Consider the following 14,705-nt stretch of genomic DNA (forward strand, 5'->3'; position numbering starts at 1 on the left):
GGCACAATCCCGGCGTCGGTGGCATCATGGGGCCATGTTCTCGACCCGCGAAGATGCCGGCGAAAAGCTGGCCGAGGCGCTTGACGGCCTTGATCTGACCGACCCGGTGGTGCTCGCGTTGCCCCGGGGCGGCGTGCCAGTGGCGATCAAGGTGGCCGAGAGCCTCAAGGCCCCGCTCGATCTTCTCCTCGTGCGCAAGCTCGGCGCTCCCGGCAACCCGGAACTGGCGGCGGGCGCGGTGGTCGACGGCCCGGCGCACCAGGTGGTTTTCAACCCCGAGATTCTGGCCGCTCACCGGCTCACCGAGGCGGATTTCGCCTCTGCGATCCGCGAAAAACTCGCCGAGATCGCCGCGCGCCGCGAGGTCTGGCTGGCCCATCGTGCGCCGGTGCCGATCTCCGGGCGCAGCGTGCTCGTGGTTGATGACGGGATCGCCACCGGGGCCACCGTGCGGGCGGCGCTCAAAGGTCTTGCTGGCCGGGGCGCGCGCGAGATCATCCTCGCCGTGCCGGTTGCGCCCGCCGATGTGCAGGCCGCGCTCGCGCCGCTTTGTGACCGGCTGATCTGCCTTGAGACGCCACGCCCGTTCTACGCCGTCGGCGCGCATTTCGCAGCCTTTCCGCAGGTGTCCGACGACGAAGTCACGGCCTTGCTCGCAGCGCACTGACCGGGGAAGGACTGGTGCCGTTTCCCCCGATCTTTCGCGAGAATCCGGCCAAACCTTGTGCTACCATCCCGCCAAGGCCGCACATCCAGAGAGCGGCCGGTTTTCAAGGGGAACAGCATGCTCAAAGAGTTCAAGAATTTCATCGCCAAGGGCAACGTGATGGATATGGCCGTCGGGATCATCATCGGCGCGGCTTTCACCGCCATCGTCGGATCGCTGGTTTCCGACCTGATCAACCCGATCATCGGGCTGATTGTCGGCGGGCTGGACTTCACCAATATGTACGCGGTGCTTTCGGGAGAGGTCGGCCCCGGGGCCAGCCTTGAAGCAGCGCGCGAGTCCGGCGCGGTGGTATTCGCCTATGGGGCCTTCCTGACCGCCGTGATCAATTTCCTGATCATCGCCTTCGTGGTGTTCATGCTGGTGCGCTACGTCAACAAGGTGAAAGATGCGGCGACCACGAAGACGGTCGAGGAGCCCGCCGCCCCGGCAGGGCCGACGGAACTCGATCTCCTGACCGAGATCCGCGACGCGCTCGCCACCAGGTAAGCCTTGCCCGCCAGATCGAGGGGCGCGCCGAAAGCGCGCCCCGTTTCATTTTCACGACACAGGAGACATGACCGTGGAAAACCTCACCAACAACCTTTCCGACCTCACCGTCAGCTACCTGCCGGTCATGATCAACGCCGCCAAGGCCTTCGTTGTGCTCGTGATCGGCTGGGTCCTGGCCGGGACCGCCAGCCGGATCGCACGCCAGCGCCTCGCCGCCCAACCCCGGATCGACCCGACGATCGCGGGGTTCACTTCTTCAATCCTTCGGTGGCTGATCCTGCTGATCACGCTGATCGCCGTTCTCGGTGTCTTCGGCATCCAGGCCACGTCGCTCGTGGCCATGCTCGGTGCCGCAACGCTGGCGATCGGCATGGCGCTTCAGGGCACGCTGGCCGACCTCGCCGCCGGTTTCATGATCGTGATGTTCCGCCCCTATCGCGTTGGGCAATACGTCGATATCGCCGGCACCGCGGGCACCGTGAAGGATATCAACCTTTTCGTAACCGAACTCGCCACGCCGGACAACGTCCAGATCATCGTGCCCAACGGGAAGGCATGGGGCATGATCATCACCAACTATTCGCACCATGCCACCCGCCGGGTCGATCTCGTGTTCGGGATCGGCTACGACGACGACGCCGAGCGCGCCATGGCGGTTGTTGCCCGGCTTGCCGGGGAAGACACCCGGGTGCTGGCCGATCCCGAACCATGGCTGCGCGTCACCGCGCTGGGCGACAGCGCGGTTGAGATCACCGCGCGGCTCTGGGTTGCCGCAGACGATTACTGGGATGTGAAATTCGCCCTCACCCGCGCCGTGAAGGAGGCCTTCGACGCCGAGGGGATCACCATCCCCTATCCGCATCGCGTCATGGTTCAGGCGGCGGCGGAATGAACCCGCGGGGCCGCCCGCCACAGGGGCAAAAAACCCGTTTTCCGCGTTGACAGCCGCGCGCGGCGCGGCTATCTGCCCCTTCGTGTGAATGGCGTGGTAGCTCAGCTGGTTAGAGCACAGCACTCATAATGCTGGGGTCGGCGGTTCAAGTCCGCCCCACGCTACCACACGCAGCTCCCCGGATCGCGAACCAGCGCCGCAGCGGCCTTGTCGTGAGGGCGTCCTCCGCCGCGCAACACGTTGGGACAGCGGGGGCAGAGCCCCCGCCAACCCGCCTATTTTCCAAGCGCCAGCTTCGGTGAAAGCACGTCGATCGCAAGCGCCTCACCCACCGCGTATTGCGTCAGGTGGCCGGCGTGCACGTTGAGCCCGTCGAGCAGGTGCGGATCGTCTTCGCAGGCCTGCCGCCAGCCCTTGTCGGCCAGCGCGAGCAGGAACGGCAGCGTGGCATTGCCGAGCGCCAGCGTCGAGGTGCGCGCCACCGCGCCGGGCATGTTGGCAACGCAGTAATGCATGATCCCGTCCACCTCGTAGATCGGGTCTTCGTGGGTGGTGGGCCGCGAGGTCTCGAAACAGCCGCCCTGGTCGATCGCCACATCGACGAGCGCTGCCCCCGGCTTCATCGTCGACAGCATGTCCCGACGCACGATCTTGGGCGCCGCCGCCCCCGGCACCAGCACCGCGCCGATCACCATGTCGGCCCCGGCCACCAGTTCGGCGGTCAGCCCGGCACTGGCAAAGCCGGTGCGAAACTCGGTGCGGAACGCGTCGTCAAGCTGGCGCAGACGCGGCAGCGACATGTCGAGCACGGTCACATCCGCGCCCATGCCCGCGGCCACCCGCGCAGCCTGGGTGCCGACCACGCCGCCGCCGATCACCACCACGGTGGCGGGGCGAACCCCGGGCACGCCGCCCATCAGCACGCCGCGCCCGCCGTTGGCCTTCTGCAGCGTCCACGCGCCAACCTGCGGGGCCAGCTTGCCCGCCACCTCCGACATCGGCGCAAGCAAGGGCAACCGCCCGTCGCGGTCGGTCACCGTCTCGTAGGCAATCGCCGTCACCCCGCTGGCGAGCAGGTCGTTTGTCTGGGCCGGATCGGGCGCAAGGTGCAGGTAGGTGAACAGGATCTGGCCGTCCCGCAGCATCTTGCGTTCGACCGCTTGCGGCTCCTTCACCTTGACGATCAGATCGGCCCTGGCAAACACCTCTGCCGCGGTCGCCACGATCTCTACGCCCGCGGCGGCATAATCGTCATCGGGAAACCCCGATCCGGCACCGGCGCCGGTTTCGACAACCACCGAATGGCCATGGGCAATGGCTTCTGCAGCGGCGCGCGGCGTCAAGCCCACCCGGTATTCCTGCGGCTTGATTTCTCTCGGGCACCCGATCAGCATGACGTCCTCCTGTTGAATTTTCCGAAGCTTGGCGCATTCCCGGCGCAATTGCTTTGAAATCCACGATGCCACTGGCTATGGTCTCGGACGAACTCTTCGAAGTATCGCCGTTTTCTTGCAAGGATATTCGCCCAGAATGGATCTTGACAGCATGGACCGCCGGATTCTGACCGTTCTCCAGAAGAGCGGCCGGATCTCAAACGCCGAGCTTTCCGAACAGGTCAACCTCTCGCCGTCCGCCTGCCACCGCCGCGTGCAGCGGCTCGAGAAGGACGGCTATATCCGCAACTACGTGGCGATGGTCGATCCCCGCATGATCGAGCTGCCCACCATGGTCTTCGTCGAGATCACCCTGTCTGGCCAGGCCGACGAATTGCTCGAAGCCTTCGAGCGCGAGGTGGCGCGGGTGCCCGAAGTGCTCGAATGTCACCTGATGGCGGGCTCGGCCGATTACATCCTCAAGGTCGTCGCCCGCGACACCGACGATTTCGCCCGCATCCACCGCCAGAAGCTCGCCCGGCTGCCTGGGGTTCAGGGCATGCAATCGAGCTTCGCCCTGCGCACGGTGTTCAAGACCACGGCCTTGCCGGTTTAGGCGGCGGCAGCCCGAACCGGGGCCAGCGGCCTTTCGCGGATCGGCAGATGGATCAGCGCCGAGAAGGCACCCACACCCACGCCGATCCACCACACGAAGGTGTAGTCGCCGGTGATGTCATACATCCGCCCGCCCAGCCAGACACCGAGGAAGCTGCCAAGCTGGTGCGAGAAGAACACGATACCATAGAGCGTGCCCATGTAGCGCAACCCGTAGATATGCGCGACGAGCCCCGAGGTCAGCGGCACCGTCGCCAGCCAGAGGCTGCCCATTGCAATGGAAAACAGGATCACCGAGGTGGGCGTGATCGGCATCATGATGAACAGCGCGGCAATCACCGTGCGCCCGGCGTAGATCGCGGCCAGAAGGTATTTTTTCTGAAAATGGTTGCCGAGCGCCCCGGCCAGCAGCGTGCCGCCGATATTGGCCAGCCCGATCAGCGATATCGAGATCGCACCAAGCGCCGACGTGGTGGCAACCCCGAGCGAGGCCAGCGTTCCCGAGGGGTCGATCGCGCCGCACATCTCGGTGACGAAGGCCGGGAAATGGGCGGTGACAAACGCAAGTTGGTAACCGCAGGAGAAAAAGCCCAGGAAGATCATCGTGTAAGACGGGTCGCGGAAGGCTTGCTTCAGAACATGGCCGAGGCTCTCCTCCAGTTGGGCGCGATTCGCCACCGTTGGCGTGCGCATCAGGGGCAACATCACCAGCGAACCGAGGATCACCGCCGCAAAGACGAGAAACACGCTTTGCCACGGCATCAGCGTAAGCAGCCATTCCGCCACCGGCGCACCAAATACCTGCCCCGCCGAGCCCGCCGCCGTGGCGATCGCCAGCGTCATCGAGCGGTGCCGATCCGAGGCTGCGCGCCCCACCACCGCAAGGATCACGCCAAACCCGGTGCCCGCCACGCCGAAGCCGACCGCCACCTCAAGAAGCTGGTGTTCCAGCGGCGTTGTGGCGAAGGCCGAGGCGACCAGACCGGCGGCGTAGAGCAGCGCGCCGAGCACGATCGCCCGCCTGTCACCGAGCTTTTCCGCGATCGCCCCGAAAATCGGCTGGCCGATACCCCAGGCGAGGTTCTGGATCGCGATCGCGAGCGAGAAATCGGCCCGCAGCCAGCCAAACTCCTCCGCAATCGGGATCTGGAACACGCCGAAACTCGCGCGAACCGCGAAGCTGAGCATCAGGATCGTGGCCCCGGCAATCAGAACCGGGGTAATCAGTCGCGCGCTGGTCATTCGTCTCTCCGTCGCGCGAAATTGTGTCAAGGCGCGCGGGCCGTCAATCGCTTTCCTTCATCCCGCGCGCCCGATATGGCTTGAGCATGAGCGAGACGATTGCCGAGATCTACGCCGCCCGCGTGGCCAGCGGCACCCTGCACCCCGACCCGGCGCAGGAAGCCGTGTTGTCGATGTTCGAGGATATCCGCCATCACCTTGAAACCACCAGGCTCAAGCGGCGGGGCATCCTCGGCGGGCTGTTCCACAAACCCGAGGAGGTGCCGCAGGGGCTCTATCTCTGGGGTGGCGTCGGGCGCGGCAAGTCGATGCTGATGGACCTGTTCGTGGGCCATCTCGACATCGCCGAAAAGCGCCGGGTGCATTTCCACGCCTTCATGCAGGAGGTTCACAATGGCATGCACGCCGCCCGCCAGCAGGGCCTTGCCGACGCGCTTGCCCCGGTAGCCGATGCCTTGGTGAAAGACCTGCGCCTGCTCGCGCTCGACGAGATGCAGATCACCGACATCACCGACGCGATGATCGTGGGGCGCTTGTTCGAGAAACTCTTCGCCGCCGGCGTGGTGGTCATCACCACCTCCAACCGTCCGCCCGAAGGCCTCTACGAGCACGGCCTCAACCGCCAGCTTTTCCTGCCGTTCATCGACATGATCCGCGACCGGCTCGTGGTGCATGAGCTTGCCAGCCCTTCGGACTACCGGCAGAACCGCCTTGCCGGGGCCCCCACCTACTTCACCCCCCTCGGCCCCGAGGCCCGGGCGGGGATCGAAGCGATCTGGAGCGGCTTTACCGAACATGGCCAACCGCGCCCGCTGGTTCTGGCGGTCAAGGGACGCGAGGTGGAGTTGCCTGCGGTCTGCTCCGGGGTCGCCCGCGCCAGCTTCTACGAACTCTGCGCAAAGCCCCACGGACCGGCGGATTATCTCGCCATCGCCGAGGCGGTGCGGATGATCATCATCGAGAATATCCCCCGGCTCGGCCGCGCCAACTTCAACGAGGCGCGCCGCTTCGTCACCCTGATCGACGCGCTCTATGAAGCCCATGTGCGGCTCGTGGCGAGCGCGGCCGCCGAACCCGAATACCTCTATGTCGAAGGCGAGGGCAGTTTCGAGTTCGAGCGCACCGCGTCGCGCCTGCGCGAGATGCAGTCGGCCGACTGGGGGCAGTAGCGCCGCGCCCTATTCGGCCGCCTGCGCCGACGTTTTGCCGACGTTTTGCCGACCATGTGCCGCCGCCCAGTCCAGCTCCGGACCAACGGGCACGATCCGGTGCGGGTTAATCGTTTCGTGAGAGTAATGGTAGTGCCGGATCCAGTGGTCCGGGTGGCAGGTGTCCGCCACGCCCGGCCATTGGTGAAGCTCGCGCGCATAGGCCCAGAGGTTCGGGTAATCCACCAGCCGCTTGCGGTTGCACTTGAAGTGGCCGTGATACACCTGGTCGAACCGCACCAGCGTGGTGAACAGCCGCCAGTCGGCCTCGGTGATGGTGTCGCCCACGAGGTAGCGGCGGGTCGATAGCCGTTCTTCCAGCCAGTCGAGGCTGTCGAACAGCGCCGTCACGGCTTCATCATAGGCGGTTTGCGTCGTCGCGAAGCCGGCCTTGTAGACGCCGTTGTTGACCGTGTCGTACACCCGCGCATTCACCGCCTCGATCTCGTCGCGCAGCGGCTCGGGCCAGTAATCATTGGTGTTTCCAGTGATCCCGTCGAAGGCCGAATTGAACATCCGGATGATCTCGGCGCTCTCGTTGGAGACGATGGTTTCACGCATCCGGTCCCACAGAACCGGCACCGTCACCCGGCCCGACATCCCGGGCTCGGCCTTGAGATAGACCTCGCGCAGATAGTCGAAGCCAAACAGCGTATCGCCGGTCGCACCGTCGAACAAGTGGTCGAAGCTCCAGCCATCCGACAGCATGTCGGGATGCACCACCGACACGCCGATATGCGGCTCCAGCCCTTTCAGCGCGCGGAAAACCAAGGTGCGGTGTGCCCATGGGCAGGCATAGGAGACGTAGAGATGATACCGCCCGCTCTCGGCTTTGAAGCCGCCCTCACCCGAAGGGCCGGGCGCGCCGTCCGGCGTCACCCAGTTGCGAAACTTCTGCGTCGAGCGCACGAACCGCCCGCCCGATTTCTTCGTGTCATACCATGTGTCTTGCCAGACACCGTTCACCAGTTGGCCCATGCCAAACCCCCTTTTTCCTGATCTACAGGTAGTCCCTGGCTCGATCCGGAAAAACGTCACCTCGCGCGCAAGCCTCGTGCGCTGGTGCACAACCGCGTCGCCGCATCGCGCCCGATTGCCGTTTCCTGCGTTGAGGCGCAGGGCAGCTTGGCCTATACGGGGCAACGACGATGCCCGAAGGGGCCGGAGTGGTGTGCCGTGGCAAGATCGACCCATGCAGGGGATCGCGCCGCGCAATCGTCGAGAAAGGCACGCTCTCCGCGCCAATGCGGCTGCTGAAAAAGGATGTGCCATGCGAGCTTTCACCCGTGATATCCCTTTGCGCCTGAGCGCCGGCCCGAAGCCTGAAGCCAGAGGAGCCTGCCAATGACGAAAATCGGCGTGATGATCTGCGGCCACGGCTCGCGCAGCCAAGCGGCGGTGGACGAGTTCAAGGTGCTGGCCGAGAAGCTGCCCGCCTACCTGCCGGACGACTGGATCACCGATTACGGCTATCTCGAATTTGCCAACCCGGTGATCCGCGCCGGGCTCGACAACCTGCGCAACGCCGGGGCCGAGAAGATCCTTGCCGTTCCCGGGATGCTCTTTGCCGCGATGCACACAAAAAACGACATTCCCACCGTGCTCAACACCTACGCCGCCGAGCACGGCATCGAGGTGCGCTACGGGCGCGATCTCGGGATCGACCCGAAGATGATCGCCGCTGCGGGCGACCGGGTGCGCGCCGCGATCGGCGCGGCCAACGCCAAGCACGGAACGGTGCCACTGGAGGAAACCTGCCTCGTGGTGATCGGCCGTGGTGCCTCCGACCCCGATGCCAACGCCAATATCGCCAAGGTTGCCCGGCTGTTGCAGGAAGGGCTTGGGCTGGGATGGCTTGAAGTGGGGTATTCCGGCGTGACCTTTCCGCTTGTCGAACCCGTGCTGCGCCACGCCGCCAGGCTCGGCTACCGGCGGATCGTGGTGTTCCCCTACTTTCTGTTCTCCGGGATCCTGATCGACCGCATCTATGGCTTCACCGACAAGGTCGCCGCCGATCATCCGGACATTCAATTCGTGAAGGCGGGCTACCTCGGCGATCACCCCAAGGTTTTGGAAACCTTCGCAGAACGGGTGCGCGAGCAACTGGGCGACGTGCCGCCGCCGAACTGCGGCACCTGCCCCTATCGCACGCAGGTTCTGTCGCTGCAGAACGGCAAGTCCGTGCAGATCGACCCGGACGAGCGCGCCGGGCACCCGGCGTTCGGCGATGTGCCGCCGCCGGTCTGCGTGATGTGCAAGTATCGCACCGAGGTGCTTGGCTTCGAGGCCGAGGTCGGCGCGGTGCAGGAAAGCCATCATCACCACGTCGAAGGCCAGGGCGCTTCTGCGCCGGGCTCGAACGTCGCCGATTGCCCGCTGTGCGATACCTTCTGCACCGGCGAGTGCCGCCTCGACATGCACCACCATCACCACCACCATCATGATCACGGCCATGATCACCATCACCACCATGGCCACGATCACCATCACCACCCGGCCTATCCCCATGCCAAACACCCGCATGGCCCCGAATCGGCGCGCCGAAAATGACCGAGGCACCGCCCAGACCGCCGCTGCGCTACGAGCGCGATCCGGCGGCAATTTACGCCCGGAGCTTTGCCACGGTGCAAGCCGAGGCTCGGCTTGAGCGTTTTTCGCCCGGCATGGCACGGCTCGCCACGCGGCTGATCCATGCCTGCGGCATGGTCGAGGTGGCCGACCGGCTGGCATTCTCGCCCGGCGCTTTCGAGGCCGGGCAAGCCGCGCTGGCCTCGGGTGCGCCGGTGCTGGCGGATTGTGAGATGGTTGCGGCGGGCATCATCCGGCGCTACTTGCCTGCGGGTAACGAGGTCATCGTCACCCTGAACGCCGGGGAAGTACCCGCGCGCGCGGCACGGATCGGCAACACCCGCTCCGCCGCCGCCGTCGAGCTTTGGGCCGACCGGCTGGAAGGCGCTGTCGTCGCCATCGGCAACGCGCCCACGGCGCTGTTTCGCCTGCTCGAACTGATCGACGAGGGCGCGCCGCGCCCGGCGGTGATCCTCGGCTTTCCGGTCGGCTTCGTGGGGGCCGCCGAATCCAAGGCCGAGCTTGCCCGCGATCCGCGGGGCTGCGATTTCGTCGCGCTGCGCGGGCGGCGCGGCGGCTCTGCGATGGCCTCTGCCGCGGTCAACGCGCTTGCCGCCGGGTTGCCGGAAATCGGCGCGTGACACCCTGGCTCCATATCATCGGCATCGGCGCGGATGGGATGGGCAGCCTCGCGCCTGCCGCCCGCGCGGCGCTGGCGACCGCCGAGGTTATCGTCGGAGGTGAACGCCACCATACGCTAACGGATGGTGTAGCCGGTGAACGCATCGCCTGGCCCTCGCCTTTCGACGCGCTGATCGACCGTTTGCGGGGCCTGAGCGGGCGTCGCGTCGCCGTGCTCGCCACCGGCGATCCGCTCTGGTTTTCGGTCGGCGCAAAGATCGCCAACGCCTTCACACCCGGTGAGTTCGTCGTGCATCCGCAGCTTTCGGCCTTCCAACTCGCCGCCGCCCGCATGGGCTGGTCGCTTGCCGATTGCGAGACCCTCACCGCGCACGGTCGCCCGCCCGAACAGGTGATTCCCTACATCACGCCCGGTGCCCGCCTCCTGATCCTGACCACCGGCAGCGCGACGCCGGGGCAGATCGCCGGGTTTCTTGCCGCGCGCGGCTACGGCCCCTCGCGCCTCACCGTGCTCGCCAACATGGGCGCCGCAGACGAGCTGCGCATTGAGGGGGACGCGGAGAATTGGACCGAAAACGTGCCGGATTTCAACACGCTGGCCGTCGAAGTCCGGCCTGGACACGCGCCCGTGCTCCATGCCCGAACACCCGGCCTGCCCGACAGCGCCTTCGCCTCCGATGGCACCATGACCAAGCGCGAGGTGCGCGCGGTGAGCCTTGCCCGGTTGATGCCGATGCGCGGCGCGCTGTTGTGGGATATCGGCTGCGGCGCCGGGTCGGTCGCGATAGAATGGATGCGCGCTGCGCGCGACGCCCGCGCCATTGGCATCGAACCGCGCGCCGACCGCAGGGCCTTTGCCGCCGCCAATGCCGCCACCCTTGGCACGCCGGGGCTGACACTGGTTGAGGGCAGCGCGCCGGATGCTCTCGCGGGCCTGCCCGACCCCGACGCGGTGTTTCTCGGAGGCGGCATCACGGCAGAAACATTCGAAACCGTATGGAATGCTTTGAAGCCACAGGGTCGCCTCGTCGCCAACAGCGTCACCTTGGAGAGCGAAGCGGTATTGCTCGACCTCCACGCCCGTCATGGCGGCGAGTTGGCGCGGATCTCGGTGTCGCGGGCCGAGCCTGTCGGCCCGCGGATGGGGTGGCGTCCGATGATGGCGGTCACACAATGGAGCCTCGTGAAATGAGCAAAGGCATGTTCATCGGCGTCGGTCTCGGGCCGGGCGATCCCGATCTGGTGACGATCCGGGCCGCCCGGTTGATTGCGGAGACCGGGATCATCGCCTATCCGTCGCTGCCCGGAACGGAGAGTTTCGCGCGCCAGATCGCAGCACCCTATATCGCTGACGACACACACGAAATCGTTGTGGAAGTCCCGATGACCCTGGACCGAGGCCCGGCACAGGCGGCCTACGATCTCGGGGCCGCGCGCATTGCCGAAGCGCTCGACCTCGGCCATGACGTGGTGATGCTTTGTGAAGGCGATCCGTTCTTCTACGGCTCCTTCATGTATCTGCACGCCCGCCTGTCCGGCCGGTATGCAACCGATGTCGTGCCCGGCGTCACGTCCGTTTCGGCCGCTTCCGCGCGGGCGCAACTGCCCCTGGTGGCGCGCAACGACGCATTCAGCACGATCCCCGCGCCGCTTTCGGACGACGCCATTCGTAACCGTATTGCGCAGGCCGACAGTGTCGCCATTCTGAAGGTGGGCCGCCATCTCGGACGGGTGCGCGCCTTGCTCGCCGCGCTCGGTCTTCTTGATCGGGCGCAGTACATCGAGCGGGCGACGCTTGACAACGAACGCATCCTGCCGCTCTCCGAAGCCCCCGACCCAGCTCCCTATTTCTCTCTCATCCTTGTGACGAAAGGTGCCGACCCTTGGCTCAAGACCCCGTCGTGATCGCCCTCAACCGTGCCGGCGAAGCCGCCGCGCATCGGATCGCCGCCCATCTCGGCGCGCCGGTTCACGGCCGCGCCGGACGTGTCGACCGCGCCGACGCGTTCTTTCCCAATGCGCTCAGCCATGTGCGCGACCTCTTCGCGGCGGGTGTGCCGGTGGTCGGCGTCTGCGCCTCGGGCATCCTCATTCGCGCCGTGGCCCCACTGCTCGCCGACAAGACGACCGAACCACCGGTTTTGTCGGTATCCGACGATGGCAACGTGGTCATCCCCTTGCTCGGCGGCCACCGGGGCGCGAACCGGCTGGCGCGCGACATCGCCGAGGCCCTCGGGGCAACCGCCGCCGTCACCACGGCAGGCGACGTGGCGATCGGCGTGGCGCTGGACGAGCCGCCCGTGGGCTACCGGCTGCAAAATCCCGTCGACGCCAAGGCGGTGATGGCAAGGCTGCTCTCGGGCGCTGCCCCGCGCATTCTTGGTGAGAACATCTTCGGACTGGAGGGCGACGAGGAAGGCCCGGCGGAACTGGTCGTCACCACCGCGCCACTCCCCGGAGACGCCGCGCGCCTCGTATACCATCCGCAGGCGTATGTTCTCGGTGCAGGCTGCGCGCGCAATGCCGATCCCGCCGAGCTCGACGCGCTGGTATCAGACACCCTCGCCACCCACGAGATCGCCCCCGGCGCGATTGCCGCCGTTGCAACGATCGACCTCAAGGCCGATGAACCGGCGGTGAATGCCCTCGCGCGCAAACTCGGCGTGCCGCTGCACCTGTTCACGGCGGCGGAACTGGAAGCCCAGACGCCCAATCTCGCCAACCCCTCGGAGATCGTCTTCGCCGAAGTCGGCTGCCATGGTGTATCGGAGGCCGCCGCCCTCGCCGCCGCCCCGGGCAGCGCGCTCGCGGTTGAAAAACACAAGTCGGCCAATGCCACCTGTGCGCTCTCGCTCAGCCCGGCACCCATCACGGCACCCGGGGGCCGCGCGCGCGGGCGGCTTGCCATCGTCGGCATCGGCCCCGGCCAGTCTTCCTGGCGCACGCCCGAAGCCTCCCGGCTGATCGCGGAGGCTGACGAGCTTGTCGGCTACGGACTTTATATCGACCTGCTCGGGCCGCTCGTCGCCGGCAAGCCTCGCCGCGATTTCCCGCTTGGGGCGGAAGAGGATCGCTGCCGCTACGCGCTGGAGGAGGCCGCCAAGGGGCGCAACATAGCGCTGATCTCGTCAGGTGATGCGGGGATCTACGCCATGGGCGCGCTGGTGTTCGAGTTGATGGACCGGGGACCGGAGGCGATGGGTGTATCGGACGCGGCCAGACGTGTCGAGGTGATCTCGACCCCCGGCGTCTCGGCGCTGCAAGCCGCCGCCGCGCGTGCCGGCGCGCCGCTCGGCCACGACTTCTGCGCGATCTCGCTGTCGGACCTGCTCACACCCACCGATACCATACGCCTGCGTATTCAAGCGGCCGCCGAAGGCGATTTCGTCATCGCCTTCTATAATCCGGTCTCCAAACGGCGGCGCACGCTTCTTGCCGAGGCCCGCGAGATCCTGCTGGCCCACCGCCCCGACGACACGCCGGTTCTGCTCGCCACGAACCTTGGACGGCCAGAGGAAACGCTGCGCTACCGCAGGCTCGCCGATCTCGACGTTGATGAGGTCGACATGCTGACGGTGGTGCTCGTCGGTTCGTCCAACTCGCGGCTGGCCGAGCTTGGCGAGGGCCCGCGCATGTATACCCCCCGGGGCTACGCCCGGAAAATCGACGGAGATCTGGCATGAAGGTTTTTTTCATCGGCGCGGGGCCGGGCGACCCGGAACTGCTCACCTTGAAGGCGCAGCGGATCATCGGGCAATGCCCGGTCTGTCTCTACGCCGGAAGCCTCGTGCCGCCAGAGGTTGTCGCCGGTGCGCCCGAGGGCGCGCTGGTGCGCGATACCGCCGCGATGACACTCGACGAAACCCACGGCGAAATCCTTGCCGCCCAGGCGCGCGGACAAGACGTGGCCCGCGTTCATTCCGGCGACCCGAGCCTCTACGGCGCGATTGCCGAACAGATCCGCCGGTTGCGCGCCGACGGGATCGCCTACGAGATCGTGCCCGGCGTGCCCGCCTACGCCGCCGCCGCTGCCGCTCTGGGGCAGGAACTGACGATCCCGGAGATCGCGCAAAGCATCGTGCTCACCCGGATGAGTATGCAATCCACCTCCATGCCCGAGGGCGAAACCCTCGAGAATTTTGCCCGCACCGGGGCAACGCTGGCAATCCACCTCGCCGTGCGCAACATGCGCGAGATCGAGCGCGTGCTCACGCCGCATTACGGTGCCGATTGCCCGGTGGTGGTGGCTTACCGCGTCGGCTGGCCCGACCAGATGCTCATTCGCGGCCGGCTCGACGATATCCGTCTGAAAGTCCGCGCCGAGAAGATCACCCGCACCGCGCTTATCCTTGTTGGACCCGCTCTTGGCGAAACCCGCGATTTCCGCGATTCGGCGCTCTACGATCCCGCCAAGCCGCACGTGCTGCGCCCGGTGGTGGGCGTGGACCTGGTGGAAGATCACAACACCTGACAAGGTTCCGACCGGTCACCAAACGATAACTTGACCGAATCGAACCACCCTGCATGCTTGGTGCAGGTGCGGAGGAACCGGAATGACGACCTATTTGCCGAAAGAGGTCCAGGAAGGCCTGGAACAGGCGCGCAAACGCGACCTGCGCAGGAAATCCCGCTTGCGGGTATCGGCGGGCGACGATGTTTTCCCGGTCCTCGAATTCCGCGAAGGCGGCTTCGCCCTCGATCTCGACAATGCCCCCAAGCTGCGTGGGCTGGTCGATCTCTACGACGGCAGCCGCCACCTCTACCAATGCCTGATCGTCGCCTCGGAAGAAGATGGCGCGCTGATGCGCTACGAGTTCAAACGCTCGACGGCGGCAGTGGACAAGGCCCCGCTCGATTTCGCCCGCGACGAGAACGCCCCGATCGCCCTGCTGAGCAAGTAGTCGGCCGGTTCTGGCGGCAAGCCATCGGCCCGCGCCGCCTGCCCT

At 66.3% G+C, this 14,705-nt stretch carries 15 protein-coding genes and 1 tRNA gene; 13 read left to right on the forward strand and 3 right to left on the reverse strand.

Features of this window, described 5'->3' with window-relative positions; translation table 11 throughout:
• Positions 1 to 34 precede the first annotated feature (34 nt).
• From B9Y97_RS05960 to B9Y97_RS05975, 4 genes are all read left to right on the forward strand, one after another.
• Positions 35 to 667: a phosphoribosyltransferase gene (locus tag B9Y97_RS05960; protein WP_085525882.1), complete on the forward strand. Its 633-nt coding sequence runs from the start codon at positions 35 to 37 to the stop codon at positions 665 to 667.
• 117 nt (positions 668 to 784) lie between these two features.
• Entirely contained in the window at positions 785 to 1,216 is a 432-nt protein-coding gene (gene mscL / locus B9Y97_RS05965; RefSeq protein ID WP_085525883.1) for a large conductance mechanosensitive channel protein MscL, read from the forward strand.
• A gap of 67 nt (positions 1,217 to 1,283) precedes the next feature.
• Complete coding sequence (locus tag B9Y97_RS05970) at positions 1,284 to 2,111, forward strand: mechanosensitive ion channel family protein (RefSeq protein ID WP_085525884.1); 828 nt, start codon at positions 1,284 to 1,286, stop codon at positions 2,109 to 2,111.
• 90 nt (positions 2,112 to 2,201) lie between these two features.
• Positions 2,202 to 2,278 (forward strand) — tRNA-Met (locus tag B9Y97_RS05975).
• A gap of 108 nt (positions 2,279 to 2,386) precedes the next feature.
• On the opposite strand, the gene ald is transcribed toward B9Y97_RS05975, so the two are convergent.
• Positions 2,387 to 3,505: an alanine dehydrogenase gene (gene ald / locus B9Y97_RS05980; RefSeq protein ID WP_085525885.1), complete on the reverse strand. Its 1,119-nt coding sequence runs from the start codon at positions 3,503 to 3,505 to the stop codon at positions 2,387 to 2,389.
• A 136-nt stretch (positions 3,506 to 3,641) separates the two neighbouring features.
• Between ald and B9Y97_RS05985 the strand changes: the two genes are divergently transcribed.
• Entirely contained in the window at positions 3,642 to 4,100 is a 459-nt protein-coding gene (locus B9Y97_RS05985) for an Lrp/AsnC family transcriptional regulator (RefSeq protein ID WP_085525886.1), read from the forward strand.
• On the opposite strand, the gene B9Y97_RS05990 is transcribed toward B9Y97_RS05985, so the two are convergent.
• A complete protein-coding gene (locus B9Y97_RS05990; RefSeq protein ID WP_085525887.1) occupies positions 4,097 to 5,341 on the reverse strand; it encodes an MFS transporter in 1,245 nt (414 codons plus the stop codon). The genes B9Y97_RS05985 and B9Y97_RS05990 overlap by 4 nt on opposite strands.
• A gap of 86 nt (positions 5,342 to 5,427) precedes the next feature.
• Here B9Y97_RS05990 and zapE point away from each other — a divergent pair, with 86 nt between their 5' ends.
• The gene (gene zapE / locus B9Y97_RS05995) at positions 5,428 to 6,510 is read left to right on the forward strand and encodes a cell division protein ZapE (RefSeq protein ID WP_085525888.1); all 1,083 of its coding nucleotides are present in this window, start codon (positions 5,428 to 5,430) and stop codon (positions 6,508 to 6,510) included.
• A gap of 9 nt (positions 6,511 to 6,519) precedes the next feature.
• Here the strand turns inward: zapE and B9Y97_RS06000 are convergent, their stop codons facing one another.
• The gene (locus tag B9Y97_RS06000) at positions 6,520 to 7,527 is read right to left on the reverse strand and encodes a glutathione S-transferase family protein (RefSeq protein WP_085525889.1); all 1,008 of its coding nucleotides are present in this window, start codon (positions 7,525 to 7,527) and stop codon (positions 6,520 to 6,522) included.
• A gap of 366 nt (positions 7,528 to 7,893) precedes the next feature.
• Here B9Y97_RS06000 and B9Y97_RS06005 point away from each other — a divergent pair, with 366 nt between their 5' ends.
• The 7 genes from B9Y97_RS06005 (at position 7,894) to B9Y97_RS06035 (ending at position 14,660) form a co-directional block, all read left to right on the forward strand.
• The gene (locus tag B9Y97_RS06005; RefSeq protein ID WP_085525890.1) at positions 7,894 to 9,099 is read left to right on the forward strand and encodes a sirohydrochlorin chelatase; all 1,206 of its coding nucleotides are present in this window, start codon (positions 7,894 to 7,896) and stop codon (positions 9,097 to 9,099) included.
• Positions 9,096 to 9,758 carry a precorrin-8X methylmutase gene (locus B9Y97_RS06010; protein WP_085525891.1) on the forward strand — a complete coding sequence of 221 codons (663 nt, stop codon included), beginning with the start codon at positions 9,096 to 9,098 and terminating at the stop codon, positions 9,756 to 9,758. Before B9Y97_RS06005 ends, B9Y97_RS06010 begins: the two co-directional genes overlap by 4 nt.
• On the forward strand, positions 9,755 to 10,951 hold the full coding sequence (gene cbiE, locus B9Y97_RS06015) for a precorrin-6y C5,15-methyltransferase (decarboxylating) subunit CbiE (protein ID WP_254900862.1): 1,197 nt from the start codon (positions 9,755 to 9,757) through the stop codon (positions 10,949 to 10,951). The genes B9Y97_RS06010 and cbiE overlap by 4 nt, the downstream gene beginning before the upstream one ends.
• Positions 10,948 to 11,664, forward strand: coding sequence for a precorrin-2 C(20)-methyltransferase (cobI, locus tag B9Y97_RS06020; protein ID WP_085525892.1), 717 nt, complete (start codon positions 10,948 to 10,950; stop codon positions 11,662 to 11,664). Before cbiE ends, cobI begins: the two co-directional genes overlap by 4 nt.
• Positions 11,643 to 13,442: a precorrin-3B C(17)-methyltransferase gene (cobJ, locus tag B9Y97_RS06025; RefSeq protein WP_085525893.1), complete on the forward strand. Its 1,800-nt coding sequence runs from the start codon at positions 11,643 to 11,645 to the stop codon at positions 13,440 to 13,442. The genes cobI and cobJ overlap by 22 nt, the downstream gene beginning before the upstream one ends.
• The gene (cobM, locus tag B9Y97_RS06030; RefSeq protein ID WP_085525894.1) at positions 13,439 to 14,230 is read left to right on the forward strand and encodes a precorrin-4 C(11)-methyltransferase; all 792 of its coding nucleotides are present in this window, start codon (positions 13,439 to 13,441) and stop codon (positions 14,228 to 14,230) included. Before cobJ ends, cobM begins: the two co-directional genes overlap by 4 nt.
• A gap of 82 nt (positions 14,231 to 14,312) precedes the next feature.
• Positions 14,313 to 14,660, forward strand: a complete 348-nt coding sequence (locus B9Y97_RS06035; RefSeq protein WP_085525895.1) for a hypothetical protein — start codon at positions 14,313 to 14,315, stop codon at positions 14,658 to 14,660.
• Positions 14,661 to 14,705: the final 45 nt, after the last annotated feature.

The sequence above is a fragment of the Maritimibacter sp. HL-12 genome, assembly GCF_900177545.1.
Lineage (GTDB): Bacteria > Pseudomonadota > Alphaproteobacteria > Rhodobacterales > Rhodobacteraceae > Sinisalibacter.